Source organism: Pseudomonas sp. TH31, from assembly GCF_016650815.1.
GTDB lineage: Bacteria > Pseudomonadota > Gammaproteobacteria > Pseudomonadales > Pseudomonadaceae > Aquipseudomonas.
Map to the genome: position 1 here is coordinate 148,238 of NZ_JAEKEZ010000014.1, position 22,346 is coordinate 170,583.

At 59.5% G+C, this 22,346-nt stretch carries 22 protein-coding genes; 10 read left to right on the plus strand and 12 right to left on the minus strand.

Going from position 1 to position 22,346, the window contains the following annotated elements; all coding sequences use genetic code 11:
- Positions 1-120: 120 nt before the first annotated feature.
- Both typA and thiI read right to left on the minus strand, forming a co-directional pair.
- A complete protein-coding gene (typA, locus tag JFV26_RS11005; protein ID WP_201192191.1) occupies positions 121-1,941 on the minus strand; it encodes a translational GTPase TypA in 1,821 nt (606 codons plus the stop codon).
- 138 nt (positions 1,942-2,079) lie between these two features.
- The gene (gene thiI, locus JFV26_RS11010; protein WP_201192193.1) at positions 2,080-3,534 is read right to left on the minus strand and encodes a tRNA uracil 4-sulfurtransferase ThiI; all 1,455 of its coding nucleotides are present in this window, start codon (positions 3,532-3,534) and stop codon (positions 2,080-2,082) included.
- Between the two features lie 330 nt (positions 3,535-3,864).
- On the opposite strand from thiI, the gene glnA reads away from it, so the two are divergent.
- The 5 genes from glnA (at position 3,865) to ntrC (ending at position 9,378) form a co-directional block, all read left to right on the plus strand.
- Positions 3,865-5,271 (plus strand): glutamate--ammonia ligase, encoded by a 1,407-nt coding sequence (glnA, locus tag JFV26_RS11015; RefSeq protein WP_123402596.1) that lies wholly within the window; start codon positions 3,865-3,867, stop codon positions 5,269-5,271.
- Between the two features lie 231 nt (positions 5,272-5,502).
- Positions 5,503-6,012, plus strand: a complete 510-nt coding sequence (locus JFV26_RS11020; RefSeq protein ID WP_201192195.1) for a DUF4124 domain-containing protein — start codon at positions 5,503-5,505, stop codon at positions 6,010-6,012.
- On the plus strand, positions 6,009-6,629 hold the full coding sequence (locus JFV26_RS11025) for a DUF4124 domain-containing protein (RefSeq protein ID WP_201192197.1): 621 nt from the start codon (positions 6,009-6,011) through the stop codon (positions 6,627-6,629). Before JFV26_RS11020 ends, JFV26_RS11025 begins: the two co-directional genes overlap by 4 nt.
- Positions 6,630-6,859: 230 nt before the next feature.
- The gene (gene glnL / locus JFV26_RS11030) at positions 6,860-7,945 is read left to right on the plus strand and encodes a nitrogen regulation protein NR(II) (RefSeq protein ID WP_201192199.1); all 1,086 of its coding nucleotides are present in this window, start codon (positions 6,860-6,862) and stop codon (positions 7,943-7,945) included.
- Positions 7,942-9,378 carry a nitrogen regulation protein NR(I) gene (gene ntrC, locus JFV26_RS11035; protein ID WP_201192201.1) on the plus strand — a complete coding sequence of 479 codons (1,437 nt, stop codon included), beginning with the start codon at positions 7,942-7,944 and terminating at the stop codon, positions 9,376-9,378. Before glnL ends, ntrC begins: the two co-directional genes overlap by 4 nt.
- Before the next feature lie 1,025 nt (positions 9,379-10,403).
- Here ntrC and JFV26_RS11040 read toward each other — a convergent pair.
- On the minus strand, positions 10,404-10,844 hold the full coding sequence (locus JFV26_RS11040) for a hypothetical protein (RefSeq protein ID WP_201192203.1): 441 nt from the start codon (positions 10,842-10,844) through the stop codon (positions 10,404-10,406).
- Between JFV26_RS11040 and JFV26_RS11045 the strand changes: the two genes are divergently transcribed.
- Positions 10,843-11,298, plus strand: a complete 456-nt coding sequence (locus JFV26_RS11045; protein WP_007949025.1) for a tRNA (cytidine(34)-2'-O)-methyltransferase — start codon at positions 10,843-10,845, stop codon at positions 11,296-11,298. The two genes, JFV26_RS11040 and JFV26_RS11045, sit on opposite strands and share 2 nt — an antisense overlap.
- Positions 11,299-11,502: 204 nt before the next feature.
- Here the strand turns inward: JFV26_RS11045 and secB are convergent, their stop codons facing one another.
- From secB to JFV26_RS11060, 3 genes are read right to left on the minus strand one after another with little or no spacing between them, the layout of a single operon-like run.
- Positions 11,503-11,994: a protein-export chaperone SecB gene (gene secB / locus JFV26_RS11050; protein WP_027922165.1), complete on the minus strand. Its 492-nt coding sequence runs from the start codon at positions 11,992-11,994 to the stop codon at positions 11,503-11,505.
- Positions 11,995-12,050: 56 nt separating this feature from the next.
- Complete coding sequence (gene grxC / locus JFV26_RS11055; RefSeq protein WP_010464569.1) at positions 12,051-12,305, minus strand: glutaredoxin 3; 255 nt, start codon at positions 12,303-12,305, stop codon at positions 12,051-12,053.
- Position 12,306: 1 nt separating this feature from the next.
- The gene (locus JFV26_RS11060; protein WP_201192205.1) at positions 12,307-12,720 is read right to left on the minus strand and encodes a rhodanese-like domain-containing protein; all 414 of its coding nucleotides are present in this window, start codon (positions 12,718-12,720) and stop codon (positions 12,307-12,309) included.
- A gap of 153 nt (positions 12,721-12,873) precedes the next feature.
- On the opposite strand from JFV26_RS11060, the gene gpmI reads away from it, so the two are divergent.
- The 4 genes from gpmI (at position 12,874) to JFV26_RS11080 (ending at position 18,069) form a co-directional block, all read left to right on the plus strand.
- Entirely contained in the window at positions 12,874-14,403 is a 1,530-nt protein-coding gene (gene gpmI, locus JFV26_RS11065) for a 2,3-bisphosphoglycerate-independent phosphoglycerate mutase (RefSeq protein ID WP_201192207.1), read from the plus strand.
- Between the two features lie 226 nt (positions 14,404-14,629).
- A complete protein-coding gene (locus JFV26_RS11070) occupies positions 14,630-15,925 on the plus strand; it encodes a murein hydrolase activator EnvC family protein (RefSeq protein ID WP_201192209.1) in 1,296 nt (431 codons plus the stop codon).
- Between the two features lie 34 nt (positions 15,926-15,959).
- On the plus strand, positions 15,960-17,291 hold the full coding sequence (locus tag JFV26_RS11075; protein ID WP_201192211.1) for a S41 family peptidase: 1,332 nt from the start codon (positions 15,960-15,962) through the stop codon (positions 17,289-17,291).
- Between the two features lies 1 nt (position 17,292).
- A complete protein-coding gene (locus JFV26_RS11080; protein ID WP_201192213.1) occupies positions 17,293-18,069 on the plus strand; it encodes a divergent polysaccharide deacetylase family protein in 777 nt (258 codons plus the stop codon).
- A 128-nt stretch (positions 18,070-18,197) separates the two neighbouring features.
- Here JFV26_RS11080 and JFV26_RS11085 read toward each other — a convergent pair whose 3' ends face one another.
- The 6 genes from JFV26_RS11085 to hisB form a co-directional block, all read right to left on the minus strand.
- Complete coding sequence (locus JFV26_RS11085) at positions 18,198-18,953, minus strand: substrate-binding periplasmic protein (RefSeq protein WP_201192215.1); 756 nt, start codon at positions 18,951-18,953, stop codon at positions 18,198-18,200.
- Between the two features lie 78 nt (positions 18,954-19,031).
- A complete protein-coding gene (hisF, locus tag JFV26_RS11090; RefSeq protein WP_007949037.1) occupies positions 19,032-19,802 on the minus strand; it encodes an imidazole glycerol phosphate synthase subunit HisF in 771 nt (256 codons plus the stop codon).
- Between the two features lie 9 nt (positions 19,803-19,811).
- Positions 19,812-20,549 (minus strand): 1-(5-phosphoribosyl)-5-[(5-phosphoribosylamino)methylideneamino]imidazole-4-carboxamide isomerase, encoded by a 738-nt coding sequence (gene hisA, locus JFV26_RS11095; RefSeq protein WP_201192216.1) that lies wholly within the window; start codon positions 20,547-20,549, stop codon positions 19,812-19,814.
- 42 nt (positions 20,550-20,591) lie between these two features.
- The gene (locus tag JFV26_RS11100) at positions 20,592-20,852 is read right to left on the minus strand and encodes a DUF2164 domain-containing protein (RefSeq protein ID WP_042557196.1); all 261 of its coding nucleotides are present in this window, start codon (positions 20,850-20,852) and stop codon (positions 20,592-20,594) included.
- On the minus strand, positions 20,853-21,491 hold the full coding sequence (gene hisH, locus JFV26_RS11105; protein WP_123511214.1) for an imidazole glycerol phosphate synthase subunit HisH: 639 nt from the start codon (positions 21,489-21,491) through the stop codon (positions 20,853-20,855).
- Positions 21,491-22,084 (minus strand): imidazoleglycerol-phosphate dehydratase HisB, encoded by a 594-nt coding sequence (hisB, locus tag JFV26_RS11110; protein ID WP_003218037.1) that lies wholly within the window; start codon positions 22,082-22,084, stop codon positions 21,491-21,493. The genes hisH and hisB overlap by 1 nt, the downstream gene beginning before the upstream one ends.
- Positions 22,085-22,346: the final 262 nt, after the last annotated feature.

Sequence of the window (22,346 nt, forward strand, 5' to 3'; positions counted from 1 at the left end):
GCGCCCACAGGCGCGTAGGAGCTGCCGAAGGCTGCGATCTTTTGATTTTGGCCCCAGACAAACAAAAACGCCCCCGACCTTGCGGTCGGGGGCGTTTTTTTTGTCAGCTAACTAAATGACTTAGTTACCGGACTTCTTGGCAGCGCGGGTACGCTCGCTTTCGCCCAGGATCTTCTTGCGAAGACGGATGGACTTAGGAGTGACTTCGCACAATTCGTCTTCTTGAACGAATTCCAGAGCTTGTTCCAGGGTGAAACGGATAGGCGGAACCAGAGCGATGGTTTCGTCTTTACCCGAGGCACGCATGTTGTCGAGCTTCTTGCCTTTGGTTGGGTTGACGCCCAGGTCGTTGTCGCGGCTGTTGATGCCGACGATTTGACCTTCGTACACGTCTTCGCCGTGACCCAGGAACAGTTTGCCGCGAGCTTGCAGGGTTTCCAGCGAGTAAGTCAGAGCCTTACCGGTAGCCACCGAAACCAGCACGCCGTTCTGACGGCCGGACATGTCGCCGGACTTCATCACGTCGTAACGGTCGAAGATCGAGGTCAGGATGCCTGCACCGGAGGTCAGGGTCAGGAACTCGTTACGGAAACCGATCAAGCCACGAGCCGGGATGTTGTACTCAAGGCGCACACGGCCCTTGCCATCCGGAACCATGTTGGTCAGGTCGCCTTTACGGATACCGATCTGCTCCATGATCGAACCTTGCGATTCTTCTGGCAGGTCGATGGTCACGTTTTCGTACGGTTCGTGCTTGACGCCGTCAACCATGCGGATGATCACTTCCGGACGACCAACACCCATTTCGAAGCCTTCGCGACGCATGGTTTCGATCAGTACCGAGAGGTGCAGCTCACCACGGCCAGACACTTTGAACTTGTCGGCGGTGTCGCCTTCTTCAACGCGCAGGGCAACGTTGTAGAGCAGTTCCTTGTCCAGACGTTCTTTGATGTTACGGCTGGTGACGAACTTGCCTTCACGGCCGCAGAACGGCGAGTCGTTAACCTGGAAGGTCATCGAAACGGTTGGTTCGTCGACGGTCAGCGGCTTCATCGCTTCAACATTCAGTGGGTCGCACAGAGTGTCGGAGATGAACAGCGAATCGAAGCCGCTGATGCAGACGATGTCACCGGCAGCTGCTTCGTCAACGTCGATACGGTGCAGACCGTGGTGACCCATCAGCTTCAGGATACGGCCGTTACGGCGCTTGCCGTCGGCATCGATCGCCACAACCTGGGTGTTCGGCTTGACGCGACCACGAGCGATACGGCCAACGCCGATAATGCCCAGGAAGCTGTTGTAGTCCAGTGCCGAGATTTGCATCTGGAACGGACCGTCACGGTCAACTTTCGGTGCTGGTACGTTGTCGACAATCGACTGGTACAGCGGGGTCATGTCTTCAGCCATGTCGGTGTGTTCCAGACCGGCAATGCCGTTCAGGGCCGAGGCGTAGACGACTTTGAAGTCCAGCTGTTCTTCGGTAGCACCGAGGTTGTCGAACAGGTCGAAGATCTGGTCCAGAACCCAGTCCGGACGTGCGCCTGGACGGTCAACCTTGTTGATCACCACGATTGGACGCAGGCCGGCTTCGAAAGCCTTCTTGGTCACGAAACGGGTTTGCGGCATAGGGCCGTCTTGAGCGTCAACCAGCAGCAGAACGGAGTCAACCATCGACATTACACGTTCAACTTCGCCGCCGAAGTCGGCGTGGCCCGGGGTATCCACGATGTTGATGTGGTAGCCGTTCCAGTTGATGGCGGTGTTTTTCGCCAGAATGGTAATACCGCGCTCTTTCTCCTGGTCGTTGGAGTCCATCACGCGCTCGTCGTTGAGCTCGTTGCGCTCCAGGGTGCCGGATTGACGCAAGAGTTTGTCTACCAGGGTGGTTTTACCATGGTCAACGTGAGCAATGATGGCGATGTTGCGTAGATTTTCGATCACTTGTGTATCTCGATCAGAGGATTCGGTGTGCTGACAAGTCTTGGCAGCGATTAACAGTAGAGTCCGGCAAAGCCGTTACAGCTTGACGGCGGCGTCGGGGGGCCGGTGACGCAGGCCACAGGCAAACAGCCCGGGCACTTAGCTCGGTCGATAAACGCGCACATTGGCATGCCCCTCACTGAGCAAATGGTGGGCATGCAGGCGACTCATCACGCCTTTGTCGCAATACAGCAGGTACTGGCGAGTAGGGTCCAGTTCCTTGAAACGAGCGTTCAATGCATAAAACGGCATCGTCTGTACCTCAATGCCAGCCAGTTCCAGCGGCTCGTCTTCAGCGGCATCCGGGTGACGGATGTCGATGATGATCTGGCCCGCCAGAGCTTCGCTGACTTCTTCGATCTGCAAGTCCTGGCCCAATTCGTCGATCACGCGATCGATCGGTACCAGTTTGGCGTTCTCGAGCGCACGCTCAAGGACTGCCATGTCGAACTGTTGCTCTTCGTACTCCACGCGGTTGCGCTTGGCGTGGGTCTTGGGGTTCACCGAGATGACCCCGCAGTATTCCGGCATGTGCTTGGCGAAGTCGGCAGTGCCGATTTCGCTGGCCAGGTCGATGATGTCCTGCTTGTGACTGGCGATCAGCGGGCGCAAGACCAGCTTCTCGGTCACGCAGTCGATCAACGACAGGTTCGGCAGCGTCTGGCTCGAAACCTGGGAGATCGCTTCACCGGTCACCAGCGCATCGATGTCCAGCCGGTCGGCAATCTTCGATGCAGCGCGCAACATCATACGCTTCAAAACTACGCCCATATGACTGTTATCGACTTTCCCGAGAATTTCTCCCAGTACTTCCTCGAACGGCACACTGACAAATAACACGCGCTGGGAGCTGCCGTACTTCTTCCAGATGAAGTGCGCGACTTCCATAACGCCCAGTTCATGGGCTCGTCCGCCCAGATTAAAGAAGCAGAAATGGCTCATCAGGCCACGGCGCATGATCTGGTAGGCGGCGACTGTCGAGTCAAAGCCGCCGGACATCAGCACGAGCGTCTGTTCCAGCGCTCCCAGCGGATAACCGCCGATGCTGTTGTGCTGACTGTGGATCACGTACAACCGTTGGTCGCGAATTTCGATACGAACTTCGATTTCCGGCTCTTTCAGGGAAATCCCGGCGGCGCCGCACTGACGACGCAGCTGGCTGCCGACGTATTTTTCCACGTCCATGGACGAGAACGTGTGGTGACCGCCGCGCTTGCAGCGCACCGAAAAGATCTTCCCGGCCAGTGCATCACCGTAGTGCTGCTTGCACTTGGCAACGATGTCGTCGAAGTCACCCAGCGGGTATTCATCGACCTGCAGGAAATGCGCGATGCCCGGCATGCAGCTCAGGCGTTCGGTCATCTCCTTCAGGGCCCGGGGCTCAGTGACGCGGGTTTCCAGCTCGAGGTTGTCCCACACGCCGTTCACCACCACCGCCGGGTCCAGATCGCGGAGCACGGCACGGATGTTTTTGGCCAACTGGCGGATGAAACGCATCCGTACCGGGCGGCTCTTGATGGTGATCTCGGGAAAGACTTTTACGATTAGTTTCATGAAAACAGCGCGCGCTGGGCCAGCCGAAAAAGGGGGGCGCGGATTATAGCGGAAATTGCTCAAGGTTTAACCAGTTAATATGCAGAAGGTTTCGCACGCACCAAAACGGGTCATTTGTTGAAATGAACGCTACATTACAGGGCGGTAATTTCAGCTTTGCGGCGCAATAAGCCTCTATAAGCGTGATATTGGGGCAAAAAACCCATGGTGGGGCACTGGCATGCAATTTGCTCCCTTGTGAGGCAGGTTGCCTTGGCAGAGTATTCGCGCCGGCATCACCCACATTCTAAGGGCATCCACTACTAAGCCCGAAGCCACCCGGAGGACACTATGTCGAAGTCGGTTCAACTCATCAAAGATCATGACGTCAAGTGGATTGATCTGCGCTTCACGGACACCAAAGGCACTCAGCACCACGTGACCATGCCGGCTCGCGATGCGCTGGATGACGCTTTCTTCGAAGAAGGCAAAATGTTCGACGGTTCCTCCATTGCTGGCTGGAAAGGCATCGAAGCCTCCGACATGATCCTGATGCCGGACGACAGCACTGCCGTTCTCGACCCGTTCACCGAAGAGCCAACCCTGATCCTGGTTTGCGACGTGATCGAGCCTTCGACCATGCAAGGCTACGACCGTGACCCACGGGCAATCGCCAAGCGTGCCGAGGAATACCTGAAGTCGACCGGTATCGGCGACACCGTATTCGTTGGCCCGGAGCCAGAGTTCTTCATCTTCGACCAGGTCAAGTTCAAGTCGGACATCTCCGGCTCGATGTTCAAAATCTACTCCGAACAAGGTTCGTGGATGTCCGACCAGGACGTGGAAGGCGGCAACCGCGGCCACCGTCCAGGCGTCAAGGGTGGCTACTTCCCGGTACCGCCATTCGACCACGACCACGAAATCCGTACCTCCATGTGCAACGCCATGGAAGAGATGGGCCTGACCATCGAAGTTCACCACCACGAAGTGGCGACTGCCGGCCAGAACGAAATCGGCGTGAAGTTCAACACCCTGGTTGCCAAGGCTGACGAAGTTCAGACCCTGAAGTACTGCGTACACAACGTTGCTGATGCATACGGCCGCACCGCGACCTTCATGCCTAAGCCACTGTACGGCGACAACGGTTCGGGCATGCACGTTCACCTGTCCATCGCCAAAGATGGCAAGAACACCTTCGCTGGCGAAGGCTATGCCGGCCTGTCCGACACTGCCCTGTACTTCATCGGCGGTATCATCAAGCACGGTAAGGCCCTGAACGGCTTCACCAACCCGTCGACCAACTCCTACAAGCGTCTGGTCCCAGGTTTCGAAGCTCCGGTAATGCTGGCCTACTCGGCTCGCAACCGCTCCGCTTCGATCCGTATTCCTTACGTGTCCAGCCCTCGCGCTCGCCGTATCGAAGCTCGCTTCCCGGATCCAGCAGCCAACCCGTACCTGGGCTTCGCTGCACTGTTGATGGCTGGCCTGGACGGCATCCAGAACAAGATCCACCCGGGCGACGCCGCTGACAAAAACCTGTACGACCTGCCGCCTGAAGAGGCGAAAGAGATCCCACAAGTTTGCGGCAGCCTGAAAGAAGCCCTGGAAGAGCTGGACAAAGGTCGCGCGTTCCTGACCAAAGGCGGCGTATTCTCCGACGACTTCATCGACGCTTACATCGCTCTGAAAAGCGAAGAAGAAATCAAGGTTCGCACCTTCGTACACCCGCTGGAATATGAGCTGTACTACAGCTGCTGATCCGGTAGCGCCTGCGCAAGCGGCGTGACAAAAAGAGGCCTCCTTCGGGAGGCCTTTTTTATGGGCAACGTCAAAAGATCGCAGCCTTCGGCAGCGCCCACAGGCGCGTAGGAGCTGCCGAAGGCTGCGATCTTTTGATCTTGCTTTTCTATGCCCAAACGTTAACAACTTGGGACAACCGCTTCCCCTGACCTATGCTGCAACCCAACGCCTTCAATTGCGGTCAATTTTATGGGTCGTGGTTTTCTACTGATGTTGCTGTTGATCGCCCTGCCCGCCGCAGCGCAGATCTATAAGTACACCGACGCCTCCGGCAACACCGCCTACAGCAATCAGCCGCCCGATGGCATCAAGGCGCAGCCGGTTGAGTTGCCGCCGCTCAACAGCGTCGAACCCCAGGCGCCTTCTGCTCCACCCGCCGAAGCCAACCGCCGCGACCAGTCCCGCAACGCCTACGAGGTGCTTGAACTCACCGGCCTGCCCACCGAAGAAGCCCTGCGCGCCAACAATGGCACCTTCACCGTCAGCGTGCGGATCAAGCCTCGGCTGCAAGGTCCTCAGTTATTCCGGCTGTTGCTGGACAACCAGCCTTACGGTCAACCGAGCAACGTGCCGATCCTGCAACTGGTGAATATTGATCGCGGCGAACACAGCCTCGCCGTACAGGTGATCAGTGGCGAAAGCCTCGTGCAGCAAAGTCCAAGCGTGACCTTCACCGTGCAACGGGTGCATAAACCTTGAGGTGCTGGCTGCTGGTCGCATGCCTGTTCGCCCTGCCGGCGATGGCCGACGTTTATACCTACATCGACGCCCAGGGCAATCGAGTCTTTACCGACCAACCGCGTCCCGGCAACGCCAAGCGGGTGCCGCTGGCCACCAGCAATCGCATGTCCGCCAACCCGACTGGTGCCGCACCGCTGGTGGCCGCCGGCAAACCCGAAGAAAAACCGCTGTTCCGCTACGACATGCTCCGCGTACTTGTCCCGGAGCCGGACGCGACGATCCGCAGCAACGCCGGTGAGTTGATCGTCAGCGTTACCAGCGAACCCGGCCTGCAACGTGGCCACCGCTACCGTTTGTTACTCGACGGCCTGCCCACCGCAGAACCAGGCCTCAGCCCGGTATTCGCCTTGAGCAACATCGACCGCGGCAGTCATAACCTGTCGGCGGAAATCCTCGACGAACAAGGCCGCACCGTCGAGCGCACGGCCAATCAGCCCTTCCATATGCTGCGCACCTCGCTGGCGCAGAAGCGCCAAGTCAAGCCTTGCACCCTCACCGACTACGGCCAACGGCCGGAATGCCCGCTCAAAGACAAACCCCCAGAAGAAAAAAATCCCTTCCTGAAGTTCTTCTAACCTCGTTCAGCTTTGCGCACTATATTGGTGCAATAGGTTGCACCGTTCCCACATCCAAACCCATTTTGGTTCGAAAGTACCCGCGAAAGCTGGCAGAACGCCACGCGAACGAGCGTTAAACGCCCGTTCCAGGCCTTAAACGCTTCTTTTCGGAGCTTTGGTTTGGTTTTTGCATTTTCCTCGCATCAGCGCTCATTTCTTGCGCGCGCCCCGCTCCAAAAGAGGTCCGGATGACCATTAGCGACGCACTGCATCGGCTACTACTCGACAACCTGACCACCGCCACCATCCTGCTCGACGCCGAACTGCGCCTCGAGTACATGAACCCGGCGGCGGAGATGCTCCTGGCCATCAGCGGCCAGCGTAGCCATGGGCAGTTCATCAGTGAGTTGTTCACCGAATCCACCGAAGCGCTGAACTCCCTGCGCCAGGCCGTCGAGCAGGCGCACCCGTTCACCAAGCGCGAAGCGATGCTCACGGCCCTCACCGGCCAGACCCTGACCGTCGACTACGCGGTGACACCGATCCTGAGCAACGGCGACACGATGCTGCTGCTGGAAGTCCACCCGCGTGACCGCTTGCTGCGGATCACCAAGGAAGAGGCGCAACTGTCCAAGCAGGAAACCAGCAAGATGCTGGTGCGCGGCCTCGCTCACGAGATCAAGAACCCGCTGGGCGGGATTCGCGGCGCCGCGCAATTGCTCGCCCGCCAACTGCCGGAAGAAAGCCTGCGCGATTACACCAACGTCATCATCGAAGAAGCCGATCGCCTGCGAAACCTGGTGGACCGGATGCTCGGCTCGAACAAACTGCCGTCGCTGGCCATGTGCAATGTCCACGAAGTGCTGGAGCGCGTCAGTCAGTTGGTGGAAGCCGAAAGCCAGGGCTGCATCACCTTGGTGCGCGACTACGACCCAAGCATTCCCGACGTGTTGATCGACCGCGAACAAATGATTCAGGCGGTATTGAACATCGTGCGCAACGCGATGCAGGCCATCAGTAGCCAGAACGAGCTGCGACTGGGCCGCATCAGCCTGCGCACCCGCACCATGCGCCAGTTCACCATCGGCCACGTGCGCCATCGCCTGGTGACCAAGATCGAGATCATCGACAACGGCCCGGGCATTCCTGCGGAACTTCAGGAAACCATCTTCTTCCCCATGGTCAGCGGTCGTCCGGACGGTACCGGGCTGGGCCTGGCCATTACCCAGAACATCATCAGCCAGCACCAGGGCCTGATCGAGTGTGACAGCCACCCAGGCCACACCACTTTCTCGATCTTTCTGCCACTGGAACAAGGAGCCACATCGACATGAGCCGTAGTGAAACCGTGTGGATCGTCGATGACGACCGTTCTATCCGTTGGGTCCTGGAAAAAGCCTTGCAGCAAGAAGGCATGACCACGCAAAGCTTCGACAGCGCCGATGGCGTGATGAGCCGCCTGGCGCGCCAGCAGCCGGACGTGATCATCTCCGACATCCGCATGCCGGGTGCCAGCGGCCTGGACCTTCTGGCGCGGATTCGCGAACAACACCCACGGCTGCCGGTCATCATCATGACTGCCCACTCCGACCTGGACAGTGCTGTCGCCTCTTATCAGGGGGGCGCGTTCGAATACCTGCCCAAGCCGTTCGATGTCGACGAAGCGGTTTCCCTGGTCAAGCGCGCCAACCAGCACGCACAGGAACAGCAAGGCCTGGAAGTCCCGGTTGCCCTGACCCGCACCCCGGAAATCATCGGTGAAGCGCCAGCGATGCAGGAAGTGTTTCGCGCCATCGGGCGCTTGAGCCACTCCAACATCACCGTGTTGATCAACGGCGAATCCGGTACCGGTAAAGAACTGGTGGCCCACGCCCTGCACCGTCACAGCCCACGGGCAGCGTCGCCGTTCATTGCGTTGAACATGGCGGCGATCCCGAAAGACCTGATGGAATCCGAACTGTTCGGCCATGAGAAAGGCGCGTTCACCGGCGCGGCCAACCTGCGTCGCGGGCGTTTCGAACAGGCTGACGGCGGCACGTTGTTCCTCGATGAAATCGGCGACATGCCGGCGGATACCCAGACCCGATTGCTGCGGGTGCTGGCGGACGGCGAGTTCTACCGCGTCGGCGGTCATACGCCGGTGAAGGTCGATGTGCGGATCATCGCCGCGACCCACCAGAATCTGGAAACCCTGGTGCACGCCGGGAAATTCCGTGAGGACTTGTTCCACCGTCTCAACGTGATCCGCATTCATATCCCACGGCTGTCGGATCGTCGCGAAGACATCCCGACCCTGGCCAAGCACTTCCTCAGCCGCGCCGCGCAAGAACTGGCGGTGGAACCGAAGCTGCTGAAAAGCGAAACCGAGGAATACCTGAAGAACCTGCCGTGGGGCGGCAACGTGCGTCAGCTGGAGAACACCTGCCGCTGGATCACCGTGATGGCTTCGGGTCGCGAAGTGCACATCAGCGACCTGCCGCCGGAGCTGCTGAACCTGCCGCAGGATTCGGCGCCGGTGACCAACTGGGAGCAGGCGCTGCGCCAGTGGGCCGACCAGGCTTTGGCGCGTGGTCAGTCGAGCCTGCTCGACAGTGCTGTGCCGGCCTTCGAGCGGATCATGATCGAAACCGCCCTCAAACACACCGCCGGCCGCCGCCGTGATGCTGCGGTTTTGCTGGGTTGGGGACGTAATACCCTGACGCGCAAGATCAAGGAGTTGGGGATGAAGGTGGATGGTGGGGAAGATGATGAGGGGGATGAGGGCTAACGCTCTCAGATGATCGTTCCCAGGCTCTGCGTGGGAATGCGTCAATGGACGCTCTGCGTCCGCTTTGGGACGCAGAGCGTCCCGGGCTGCATGCCCACGCAGAGCGTGGGAGCGATCAAAAGATCGCAGCCTTCGGCAGCTCCTACGGGTGTACGCAAAACTCTGTAGGAGCTGCCGAAGGCTGCGATCTTTTTCGGTTGGAAACAATGAACGTGCACCGCCGCAATGCACCGTGAACCGCAATCGCGCACGGCAATCGCTCCCGCGTTCGCAATCGAACCCTTACCGAACCTCTATCGAACAATCAGAAAAGCCCCGGATTACAGGGCTTTCAGCGCTTCACATCAACTTTCTGTATCAACTTGTTAAAACCTGGCACGCCCCCTGCAATAGTCCATTCAGTGACTCAGTTCACTACCCGGTTTCGGGGACCTTGGTACAGGCAGGCCGGGGATTCCCCTCTTTACACCGGGCTCACACCGCACAAGCGACGAGCCCACACCCGTTTTGGGGCCCTTGATACAGGCAGGTCAGGGGTTCCTTCTTTACACCGGGACTGACGCCGCAAAGCGTGAGTCCCCGCCGTTTTGGGAACCTTGGTACAGGCAGGCCGGGGATTCCTTCTTTACACCGGGACTGACGCCGCAAAGCGTGAGTCCCCGCCGTTTGGGGAACCTTGGTACAGGCAGGCCGGGGATTCCTTCTTTACACCGGGACTGACGCCGCAAAGCGTGAGTCCCCGCCGTTTTGGGAACCTTGGTACAGGCAGGCCGGGGATTCCTTCTTTACACCGGGACTGACGCCGCAAAGCGTGAGTCCCCGCCGTTTTGGGAAGCTTGGTACAGGCAGGCCGGGATTCCTTCTTTACACCGGGACTGACGCCGCAAAGCGTGAGTCCCCGCCGTTTTGGGAACCTTGGTACAGGCAGGCCGGGGATTCCTTCTTTACACCGGGACTGACGCCGCAAAGCGTGAGTCCCCGCCGTTTTGGGAACCTTGGTACAGGCAGGCCGGGGATTCCCTCTTTTATTGCTCCCGGAGATGGATCTCCAGCCGCCAGCGGTCATCAACCTCGCTACCGGACCACTCGCCCAGCAATGGCCGGGCCGCCACCACCGTCAGCAACAACCCTCCATCACTCAAACGCACGCGCCAGTTCACGTCTTTACCGTTGAGCTTGAGCTGGCCTTTGCGCACCTTGCCTTCAGCCTCGAACAGCAATGCAAGACTGCCGTCGACGATCTCGCCGTGGGACTTGGGTTCGTTGTTGAACCACACCACCAGCCCGTCGCTCGTCACGTCGACCTGCTGCAATTCGCTGGGATCGGGCGTGGTCAGGCGACCAATCATCAGCCCGACCATCACCCCGACAATCGCCAGCGAACCGATGACCCGCGGGAATAGTTTCGAACGGTTGTCCACGGGCGGCGTAGAATGCCGCTCATCTTTACCTTCGGAGCCGTGCATGTTTCACGTCATCCTTTTCCAACCAGAAATTCCGCCGAATACCGGCAACGTTATCAGGCTGTGCGCCAACAGTGGCTGCCACCTGCATTTGATCGAACCGCTGGGCTTCGAGATGGACGACAAGCGCCTGCGCCGGGCCGGCCTCGATTACCACGAGTACGCCACCCTGCAACGCCACGCCGACCTCGCCAGTTGCCTGGAAAGCCTCGGCCATCCACGGCTATTCGCCTTCACCACCAAGGGCTCGCGGCCGTTTCACGATGCCAGCTTCGCCGAGGGCGATGCGTTCCTGTTCGGCCCGGAAAGCCGTGGCTTGCCGGCGGAGGTGCTTGATGCCCTGCCCGGCGAACAACGCCTGCGCCTGCCGATGCGCGAAGGCTGCCGCAGCCTGAACCTGTCGAACACCGTGGCCGTCGCGGTGTACGAAGGCTGGCGCCAGCTCGGTTTCAAGTAACCCTGCCACTGATCGTTCCCACGCAGAGCGTGGGAACGATCAATAACACCGCAATCCAATGTAGGAGCTGCCGAAGGCTGCGATCTTTTGATCTTAAAAAATCAAAGTCAAAAGATCGCAGCCTTCGGCAGCTCCTACAGGTTTCGTTTGCTCCATGAAAAAAGCGCCTTCATAGGCGCTTTTTTCATGGAGCAAACGAAGCTTTTATTGAACGGTCGGAGTCTCGCCAGCCGCCTGCATGCGTTGCAGTTCTTGTGCGTACAGTGCGTCGAAGTTCACCGGGGCCAGCATCAGGGCCGGGAACGAACCGCGGGTCACCAGGCTGTCCAGGGTTTCGCGAGCGTACGGGAACAGGATGTTCGGGCAGAACGCGCCGAGGGTGTGGCTCATCGAAGCGTCGTCCAGGTTCTTGATCAGGAAGATCCCGGCCTGTTGCACTTCAGCGATGAACGCCACTTCTCCGTTTTCACCGTTTTTCACGGTCACGGACAAGGTCAGCACGACTTCGTGGAAGTCGCCTTCCAGAGCCTTTTGACGAGTATTCAGATCCAGACCGACGCTCGGTTCCCACTGCTGGCGGAAGATTGCCGGGCTTTTCGGGGCTTCGAAGGACAAGTCACGTACGTAGATGCGCTGCAAGGAGAATTGCGGTGCGGTTTCTTCTTCGCTAGCTGCAGTGTTCTGTTGGTCAGTCATCTCAGATCCTTTCTGATCTTTGGTCTTTTAGGGTTTGCTGTTCTTGGGTGCTTAAGTCAGGCCTTGAGCATGGCGTCGAGCTTGCCGGCGCGCTCAAGGGCAAACAAATCATCACAACCGCCAATGTGACGCTCGCCGATCCAGATCTGCGGCACGGACGTACGCCCGGCCTTCTGAGCCATGGCGGCACGCACCTGCGGCTTGCCATCGACCTTGATCTCTTCGAAGGCCACGCCTTTGTTCTCGAGCAGGTACTTGGCTCGCGAGCAGTAAGGGCAGTAATCGCTGGAATAGACGACGACGTTGCTCATATCACTTCACCAACGGCAGGTTGTCGCCTTTCCAGCTGGAAATCCCGCCGGAGAGCTTGGCGGCGGTGAAGCCCGCTTTCAAGAGTTCGCGAGCGTGAGTGCCGGCAGTCTGGCCTTGGGCATCAACCAGAATGATGGTCTTGGCCTTGTGCTTGTCCAGTTCGCCGATGCGAGCGGTGAGTTTGTCGTGAGGAATGTTCAACGCGCCAACAATGTGGCCGGCGGCGAAATCCTTGGTCGAACGAATGTCGATCACCACGCCTGCGTCCTTGTTGACCAGCCCGGTCAGCTCGCCGGTGCTCAGGCTGCGGCCGCCGCCTTTCATCTCATGGGCGATCAGCAGAGCCAGCAGAACAACGAAAATACCGGCCAGCAAATAGTGGGTGGTGGCAAATGCAATCAGGTGATCAAGCATTTAAGGTGGTTCCAGGGCGTTAAAAGTGGGCCAGTATACACAGCCCCTATGGTGGGCCAAACCCCGTCCGGCGGTGACGTGGATTGAACTTGGCTTTAAACTGCCACTCCCTTTTCCATCGCCCTCTTTTTAACTCAGCCACGAGTGGAATCCATGACTACCACGCCTAAACCTTTGGTCCTGATCATTCTCGACGGCTTCGGTCACAGTGAGAGCCACGAAGCCAACGCCGTGTACTCGGCCAGCAAGCCTGTCCTGGACCGCCTGACCGCGACCTTACCGAACGGTTTGATCTCGGGCAGCGGCATGGACGTCGGCTTGCCGGACGGCCAGATGGGCAACTCCGAGGTCGGCCACATGAACCTCGGTGCCGGCCGCGTGGTGTATCAGGACTTCACCCGCGTGACCAAATCGATCCGCGACGGCGAGTTCTTCGAGAACCCGACCATCTGCGCGGCAGTGGATAAAGCTGTGGCTGCCGGTAAAGCCGTGCACTTCATGGGCCTGCTGTCCGATGGCGGCGTGCACAGCCACCAGGATCACCTGGTTGCCATGGCTGAACTGGCTTTCAAGCGCGGCGCCGAAAAAATCTACCTGCACGCCTTCCTCGACGGTCGCGACACACCGCCAAAAAGCGCCCAGTCGTCCATCGAATTGCTCGACGCAGCGTTCCAGGCCTTGGGTAAAGGCCGGATCGCCAGCATCATCGGGCGTTATTTCGCCATGGACCGCGACAACCGTTGGGACCGGGTAGCCCAGGCCTACAACCTGATTGTCGACGGCAATGGCGAATTCAACGCCGCCACCGCCCAGGAAGGCCTGCAAGCGGCTTACGAACGCGGCGAGAGCGACGAATTCGTCAAAGCCACTTCCATCGGCGAGCCGGTAAAAGTCGAAGACGGCGACGCCGTAGTGTTCATGAACTTCCGCGCCGACCGTGCCCGTGAACTGACCCGCGTGTTCGTCGAAGACGGTTTCAAGGAGTTCGAACGGGCTCGCCAGCCGAAACTGGCCGGTTTCGTCATGCTGACCCAATACGCCGCCAGTATTCCCGCGCCTTCGGCCTTCGCTGCCGGCAGCCTGGAAAACGTGCTGGGCGATTACCTGGCGAAAAACGGCAAGACCCAACTGCGCATCGCCGAAACCGAGAAGTACGCCCACGTGACCTTCTTCTTCTCCGGCGGCCGTGAAGAACCGTTCCCGGGTGAAGAACGCATCCTGATCCCGTCGCCAAAAGTCGCCACCTATGACTTGCAGCCAGAGATGAGCGCCCCGGAAGTCACCGATCGCATCGTCGACGCCATCGAAAACCAGCGCTTTGATGTGATTGTGGTCAACTACGCCAATGGCGACATGGTCGGCCACAGCGGCGTGTTTGATGCCGCAGTCAAAGCCGTTGAATGCCTGGACCTGTGCGTCGGCCGTATCGTCGACGCCCTGGAAAAGGTCGGCGGCGAAGCACTGATCACTGCCGACCACGGCAACGTCGAGAAAATGTCCGACGAAGAAACCCACCAGGCCCACACCGCCCACACCACCGAGCCGGTGCCGTTCATCTATGTCGGCAAGCGCGACTTCAAGGTTCGCCATGGCGGCGTGCTGGCGGACGTGGCCCCGACCATGCTGATGTTGATGGGCCTGGAAAAACCGAAAGAGATGACGGGCACCTCGATTCTGGTGTAATCGTCGTCCAAACACCGAAATACCCTGTGGGAGCGGGCTTGCTCGCGAAGGCGGTATGTCAGTCGACATCAATGTTGAATGACCCGCCGCCTTCGCGAGCAAGCCCGCTCCCACATTGGTTTCAGGTGTTTTTGAGGCCAGTTATCACACAGTCCCAAATGGGCGTTTTTTTGCGGCGCTTGCCGGGCATACTAGGCCGTCCCTTTCCCTGGTATCACCCGCCTCTATGCTTCGCGTCCTGATAGCCCTCGCACTGACTTGCCTGCTCCAACCGGCCTTTGCTGACGAGCGCGCACAAACCCAACAACAGTTGGACGCCACGCGTCAGGATATTGCCGAGCTGAAAAAGCTGCTGGGCAAGCTCCAGGAAGAAAAATCCGGTGTGCAAAAAGACCTCAAGGGCACCGAGACCGAGATGGGCAAGCTAGAGAAGCAGGTCGACGCGCTGCAAAAAGAGCTGAAGAAAAGCGAATCCGAGCTGCAGCGACTCGATGGTGAGAAAAAAAAACTCCAGAGCGCGCGCATTGAACAGCAACGACTGATCGCCATTCAGGCACGCGCGGCCTACCAGAACGGTCGTCAGGAATACCTCAAGCTGTTGCTCAACCAGCAAAACCCGGAAAAATTCGCTCGCACCCTCACTTATTACGACTACCTGAGCCAGGCCCGCCTGGAGCAGCTGAAGAACTTCAACGAAACCCTGCGCCAACTGGCCAACGTCGAAAAAGACATTTCCATGCAGCAGGCGCAGTTGCTGGTACAGAAGAGCAGCCTCGACAGCCAGCGTGACGAACTCGACAAAGTCCGCCAGGAACGCCAGAAAGTCCTGGCCAAGCTCAATGACGACGTAAAGGCTCGCGACCAGAAGCTCGCCACCCGCGAGCAGGATCAGGCAGACCTGTCTAAAGTCCTTAAAACCATCGAAGAAACGCTGGCCCGCCAGGCCCGTGAGGCAGAAGAAGCGCGACAAAAAGCGCTGATCGCCCAGCAGGAAGCCGAAAAAAAGCGTTTACGTGAGGCTCAGGCTCAGGCAGATGCCACCACCGATGCCCCACGTAAACCTGCTAAATCGACACCCGGCGCGCTGGTTTCAAGCGCTGGCGAGACCTTTGGCGGCGCATTTGCTTCAGCCCGCGGCAAACTTCCATGGCCGGTTGATGGTCGACTGTTGGCACGCTTCGGCGAAAGCCGCGGCGATGATGCCCGGACCAAGTGGGACGGCGTGATGATCAGCGCCTCCGCTGGCAGCCAGGTGCATGCCGTGCACGGTGGTCGCGTGGTGTTCGCCGACTGGTTGCGCGGTGCCGGGCTGCTGGTGATTCTCGACCACGGCAACGGTTTTTTGAGTCTTTACGGTCACAACCAGACGCTGCTCAAGTCTGCGGGTGACGTGGTTAAAGCCGGTGAGTCCATCTCCACTGTCGGTAACAGTGGCGGGCAGGACACACCAGCGCTGTATTTTGCAATTCGTCAGCAGGGTCACCCGAGTGATCCGGCGCAATGGTGCCACGCGCAAGGATAGGCGTTGAGTCACCTACATTAGGAGTTCGTTCGACATGCTGCATTTGTCCCGCCTTACCTCGCTGGCCCTGACGATCGCCCTGGTGATCGGCGCGCCTCTGGCATTTGCTGCTCAGCCTGCCCCGGCGGCGGCGCCAGCGCCTGCCCCTGCGGGCACTGCTGCGACCACCAAGGCGCCATTGCCGCTGGAAGAGTTGCGCACCTTTGCCGAGGTCATGGACCGGATCAAAGCCGCCTATGTCGAACCGGTAGACGACAAGACCCTGCTGGAAAATGCAATCAAGGGCATGCTCAGCAACCTCGATCCGCACTCCGCCTACCTGGGCCCGGAAGACTTCGCTGAACTGCAGGAAAGCACCAGCGGCGAATTCGGCGGCCTGGGCATCGAAGTCGGTGCCGAAGACGGTTTCATCAAAGTGGTTTCTCCAATCGATGACACCCCGGCCTCCAAGGCGGGCATCCAGGCTGGCGACTTCATCGTCAAGATCAACGGCGCCCCGACCCGCGGCCAGAGCATGACCGAAGCCGTGGACAAGATGCGCGGCAAGCTCGGGCAGAAGATCACCCTGACCCTGGTTCGCGATGGCGGCACGCCGTTTGATGTGACCCTGGTCCGCGCCACCATTCAAGTGAAGAGCGTCAAGGCTCAGTTGCTGGAATCGGGCTACGCCTACATCCGCATCACCCAGTTCCAGGTCAAGACCGGCGAAGAGGTTTCCAAGGCCCTGGCCAAGTTGCGCAAGGACAACGGCAAGAAGCTCAACGGCATCGTCCTCGACCTGCGTAACAACCCGGGCGGCGTGCTGCAAGCGGCGGTGGAAGTGGTCGACCACTTCATCACCAAAGGCCTGATCGTCTACACCAAGGGCCGTATCGCCAACTCCGAACTGCGCTTCTCTGCTACCGGCAAAGACGAAAGCGAAGCCGTGCCGATGGTCGTGCTGATCAACGGCGGCAGCGCCTCGGCGTCGGAAATCGTCGCCGGTGCCTTGCAGGATCACAAACGCGCCGTGCTGATGGGCACCACCAGTTTCGGCAAAGGCTCGGTACAAACCGTACTGCCGCTGAACAACGACCGCGCATTGAAGATCACCACCGCGCTGTACTTCACGCCGAACGGCCGCTCGATCCAGGCCCAGGGCATCGTGCCGGACATCGAAGTGCGCAAGGCCAAGATCACCAACGAGCAGGACGGCGATTACTTCAAGGAAGCCGATCTGCAAGGCCATCTGGGCAATGGTAACGGCGGCGCCGACAAACCGACCAGTTCCGGCAGCAAAGCCAAAGCCATGCCGCAGAATGACGACTACCAACTGGCCCAGGCCCTGAGCCTGCTCAAAGGGCTGAGCATTACCTCCGGCCGCTGATATGCGCCTGCGGTTTATCCTCACGCTGTTGTGCTGTCTGGCGGGTGCTGCTCACGCAGATCCCGCCAAGTCACCGCCTCACAAGGCTTACCTGACGCTGATCATCGATGACCTGGGGCAGAACCTGCCCCGGGATCGTCGTGTGCTCGCCCTGCCCGGCCCGGTGACCACGGCGATCATGCCCGACACACCGCACGCCGCCGAATTTGCCCGCGAAGCCCATCGTGCCGGCAAGATTGTCATCCTGCACATGCCCATGGACCCGGCCACCGGCCCATTCGCCTGGCATCCCGACCTGCCCATCGAAGAATTGGAAAAACGCCTCGACGCGGCGTTCAAGGCTGTGCCGTACACCGCCGGCATCAACAATCACATGGGCAGCCGCATGACCGCTCAACCGGCCGCCATGGCGTGGTTGATGGCGGACTTGCAGCGTCGGCACAAGTTCTTCGTCGACAGCCGTACCAGCGCGCAGACGGTGGCGGCGGCCGAGGCGCAGAAGATTGGATTGGCCAGCGTTTCGCGGGATGTGTTTCTCGATGATGAACGGACCGAAGCGGCGATCTTCACTCAGTTGCAGACGGCGATAAACCTGGCGCACAAGCAGGGTTCGGCGGTGATGATCGGGCATCCGTATCCGCAGACGCTGGCAGTGCTGGAGCGGGAGTTGCCCAAGCTCAAAGCTCAGGGGATTGACTGGATAGACATCAAAATGATGATCAGCGTGCGCAGCAATCGGGCGACGGCTGCGCATGGAAAGGATGGCGTGTACCGGTAATCCGCTACACCACAAAACCACTGTGGGAGCGGGCTTGCTCGCGAAGAGGGAGTGTCAGTCGACATGAATGTTGGCTGACACACCGCATTCGCGAGCAAGCCCGCTCCCACATTTTTGAATGAGTGGTGTCAGAGATACTTCGCCATGATCTCGTCCACCACGCCGTCCTTGCGCAGCTGATCCAGCGCCGCTTGCAGCTTGGCAACGGTTTCGTCCGGCACGTCCTTGTTCAACGCCAGGTACAACTCGGCGCTGTTGAACCGCAACACCGTCTTGAGCCCCGTCACGCCGTCCTGTCGAGCCAGATACCGCCCGGCCGGATCACCAGTGGCCCACAGATCAATCTGGCCATTGACCAGCTTCTTCGCATTGTCCTGATCCCGCAGCACCACAATCGGCTTCAGCCCTTGCTTGGCCAGTGTCTCGGCAATCGCATCACCCTTGTAGGCACCAATCTTGTACTTGCGCGCCTGGTCCAGGTTCTCGAGGGTGATTTTGCTGTCTGCCTTGGCCAGCATGATCCAGTCATCCGGACCGATGGGGCCGACCCATTTGAAGAGCTTCTCGCGGTCCGGCAGCCGCGCCATCACGAACACGCCGTAACCGGGTTTCTCGAGGGCGATCTTGTAGATTCGCTCCCAGGGGAAACGCAGGGTCAGGCTGTAGGTGACATTGGCGCGCTTGAACATCTCGCGGACGATGTCCACGGCGATGCCATTGATATTCTCGTCTTGAGCGAAGTTTTTGCCGTTCATCGCCATGTTGTACGGCGGGAAGTTTTCCGTCAGCAGCACCAGGTCGGTGGCGGGGCTTTCTTCGGCGTGGGCTGCATTGATGAGCAATACAGAGACGCTGGCAAGGACAAGAAAAAGACGTTTGAGCATGTCGGGCTACCGGAATCCATGGCGTGCCCAAGAGTGCCCTGAGCCCGCCATGCTGTCCACTGGCCTGTATCGGTTTGTTTAGCGCATCACGATGCCGCGATGAGCCATATAGGCCTTGGCTTCCTGCACGGTGTATTCGCCGAAGTGGAAAATACTCGCCGCCAGCACCGCACTGGCGTGACCTTCAAGGATGCCGTCGGCCAGATGTTGCAGGTTGCCGACGCCGCCGGAAGCGATCACCGGAATGCCCAGCGCATCGCTGATCGCACGGGTCACACCCAGGTCGAAGCCGTTTTTCATGCCGTCCTGGTCCATGCTGGTCAGCAGGATTTCACCAGCCCCCAGCCCTTCCATCTTCTTCGCCCACTCAACGGCGTCGAGGCCGGTCGGTTTGCGGCCGCCGTGAGTGAAGATTTCCCAGCGCGGGGTTTCGCCCGGCAGTGAAACCTTCTTCGCGTCGATGGCGACGACGATGCATTGCGAACCGAAATGCTGCGCCGCTTCGCCGACAAATTCCGGGTTGAACACGGCGGCGGTGTTGATCGAAACCTTGTCCGCGCCGGCATTCAGCAGGTTGCGAATGTCCTGCACGGTGCGCACGCCACCGCCCACGGTCAGCGGGATAAACACCTGGCTGGCCATGCGCTCGACGGTATGCAGCGTGGTGTCGCGGCCATCGACGCTGGCGGTGATGTCGAGAAAGGTAATCTCGTCGGCACCCTGCTCGTCGTAGCGACGGGCGATTTCCACCGGGTCACCGGCGTCGCGGATGTTCTCGAACTTCACACCTTTAACGACCCGGCCGTTGTCCACGTCCAGGCAAGGGATGATGCGTTTGGCCAGCGCCATGGTCAGTCCTCAGCCTTTGTACGAATCGCAGAAAGCTTGCGCTTCAGCGACGTCGAGGGTGCCTTCGTAGATCGCCCGGCCGGTGATCGCGCCGATGATGCCTGGCGCCTTGGCGTCGAGCAGCGACTTGATGTCACCGAGGTTGTGAATACCGCCGGATGCGATCACCGGAATACGCGTGGCAGCGGCCAGCGCAGCGGTGTACGAAACGTTGCAGCCCTGCATCATGCCGTCTTTGGCGATGTCGGTATAAACGATCGCGGACACACCATCGGCTTCGAACTGCTTGGCCAGGTCGATGACCTGAATGGTGCTGATCTCAGCCCAGCCGTCGGTGGCAACAAAACCGTCCTTGGCATCCAGGCCAACGATCACTTTGCCCGGAAACGCGCGGCAAGCTTCGGCCACGAAGGCCGGGTCTTTCACGGCTTTGGTGCCGATGATCACGTAGCTTACGCCCGCTTTCACGTAGTGCTCGATGGTTTCCAGGGAACGGATGCCGCCGCCGATCTGGATCGGCAGGTTCGGGTAGCGCCTGGCGATCGCGGTGACCACTTCGCCGTTGACCGGCTGGCCTTCGAAGGCGCCGTTCAGGTCGACCAGATGCAGGCGGCGGCAACCGCCCTCCACCCACTTGGCAGCCATGCTCACCGGGTCATCGGAGAACACCGTGGAATCTTCCATGCGGCCCTGGCGCAGACGAACACAGGCACCGTCCTTGAGATCGATAGCGGGAATAATCAGCATCTGGCAAACCTTCAAATTCGATTGTTCAGCATCGCTCGGAAATCAGTTTTTCTCGAGCGCCCACAAGTCGCTTTCGATGCTTTCGAACCTTTCTTTAAGGTGCGTCTGCACATCGAAAATCGCCCTGTTGTAATAGTGCGGCGCAATTTCGCGGGTAAACAGCTCAAGGATTTCCGCCGCTTCGAACGAACCCAGGTCCAGTTCGAAGCGATCTTCCATGAACCGCTTGATCTTGTGATTCGCCTCGTTCTCCTGCTCGGGAGTGAGGGTCAGGATCGGCGGCTTGGATTTCTTGGCGGCCATTTACCAGCGACCATCCCACGCGGCGAAGTTCTGCAGCAATTGCAGGCCATGGGTATGGCTCTTCTCCGGGTGGAACTGCACGGCAAAGCGCGAGCCATCGGCCAGCGCCGCAGCGAAATCGACACCATAGTGACCGCCACCCACCACTTGCCGCGCATTGCCGGCAGCGATGTAGTAGCTGTGCACGAAGTAGAAACGCGCCAGGTCCGGGATGTTGTGCCACAGCGGGTGATCCACCGTCTGCTTCACTTCATTCCAGCCCATATGCGGGACTTTCAGGTGTTCGCCGTCTTCATGCAGGTCTTTGCCGAAGAACTTCACCGCGCCCGGGAACAGGCCGATGCAGTCGACGCCGTCGTTCTCTTCGCTGCTGTCGAGCAAGGCTTGCATGCCGACGCAGATGCCGAGGAACGGACGGTCCTGGCTGACTTCACGCACCAGCGAGTCGAAGCCCAGGCGACGGATCTCCGCCATGCAGTCGCGAATCGCGCCGACGCCGGGGAATACCACCCGGTCGGCTTCGCGAATCACATCGGCATCGCTGGTGATCAAGACCTTGCCGGCACCGACGTGCTCGAGGGCCTTGGCCACCGAGTGCAGGTTGCCCATGCCGTAATCGATAACCGCGACCGTCTGCATTACAGAACGCCTTTGGTCGATGGCATCTGACCGGCCATGCGGTCATCGAGCTCTACGGCCATGCGCAGGGCGCGGCCGAAAGCCTTGAACACGGTTTCGATCTGGTGGTGAGTGTTGGTGCCACGCAGGTTGTCGATGTGCAGGCTGACCAAGGCGTGGTTGACGAAGCCCTGGAAGAATTCCTGGAACAGGTCAACGTCGAAGCCGCCAACGGTGGCGCGGGTATAGGGAACATGCATCTGCAGGCCTGGGCGGCCGGAGAAGTCGATCACCACACGCGACAGCGCCTCATCGAGCGGCACGTAGGCGTGGCCGTAGCGACGGATGCCTTTCTTGTCGCCGATGGCTTTGGCAAAGGCCTGACCCAGGGTGATACCGACGTCTTCCACGGTGTGGTGGTCGTCGATATGCAGGTCGCCCTTACTGACAATATCCAGGTCGATCAGCCCGTGACGGGCGATCTGGTCCAGCATGTGCTCAAGAAAAGGTACGCCGATATCAAATCGGGCCTTTCCGGTGCCATCCAGGTTGATCGAGGCTTTGATCTGGGTTTCCAGAGTGTCGCGCTCGACTGACGCCTTACGTTCGGCCATCACCAGCTCCGCAAAATCATTGGGCGAAAAAGGCAGCCATTATAGGGGCGCGGGACCGAAACAGAAACACGAGACGTGATATCGCTGACGGACAGACCCCCGTGCTGTCGGGGATAGACATGTCCGTACAACCAAAAGATCGCAGCCTTCGGCAGCTCCTACACCGACCGAGTACACACAACCTCATGTGAACACCGACCGTAGGAGCTGCCGAAGGCTGCGATCTTTTCAGGCACAAGCCAGTGTGCCTGACACACCACAT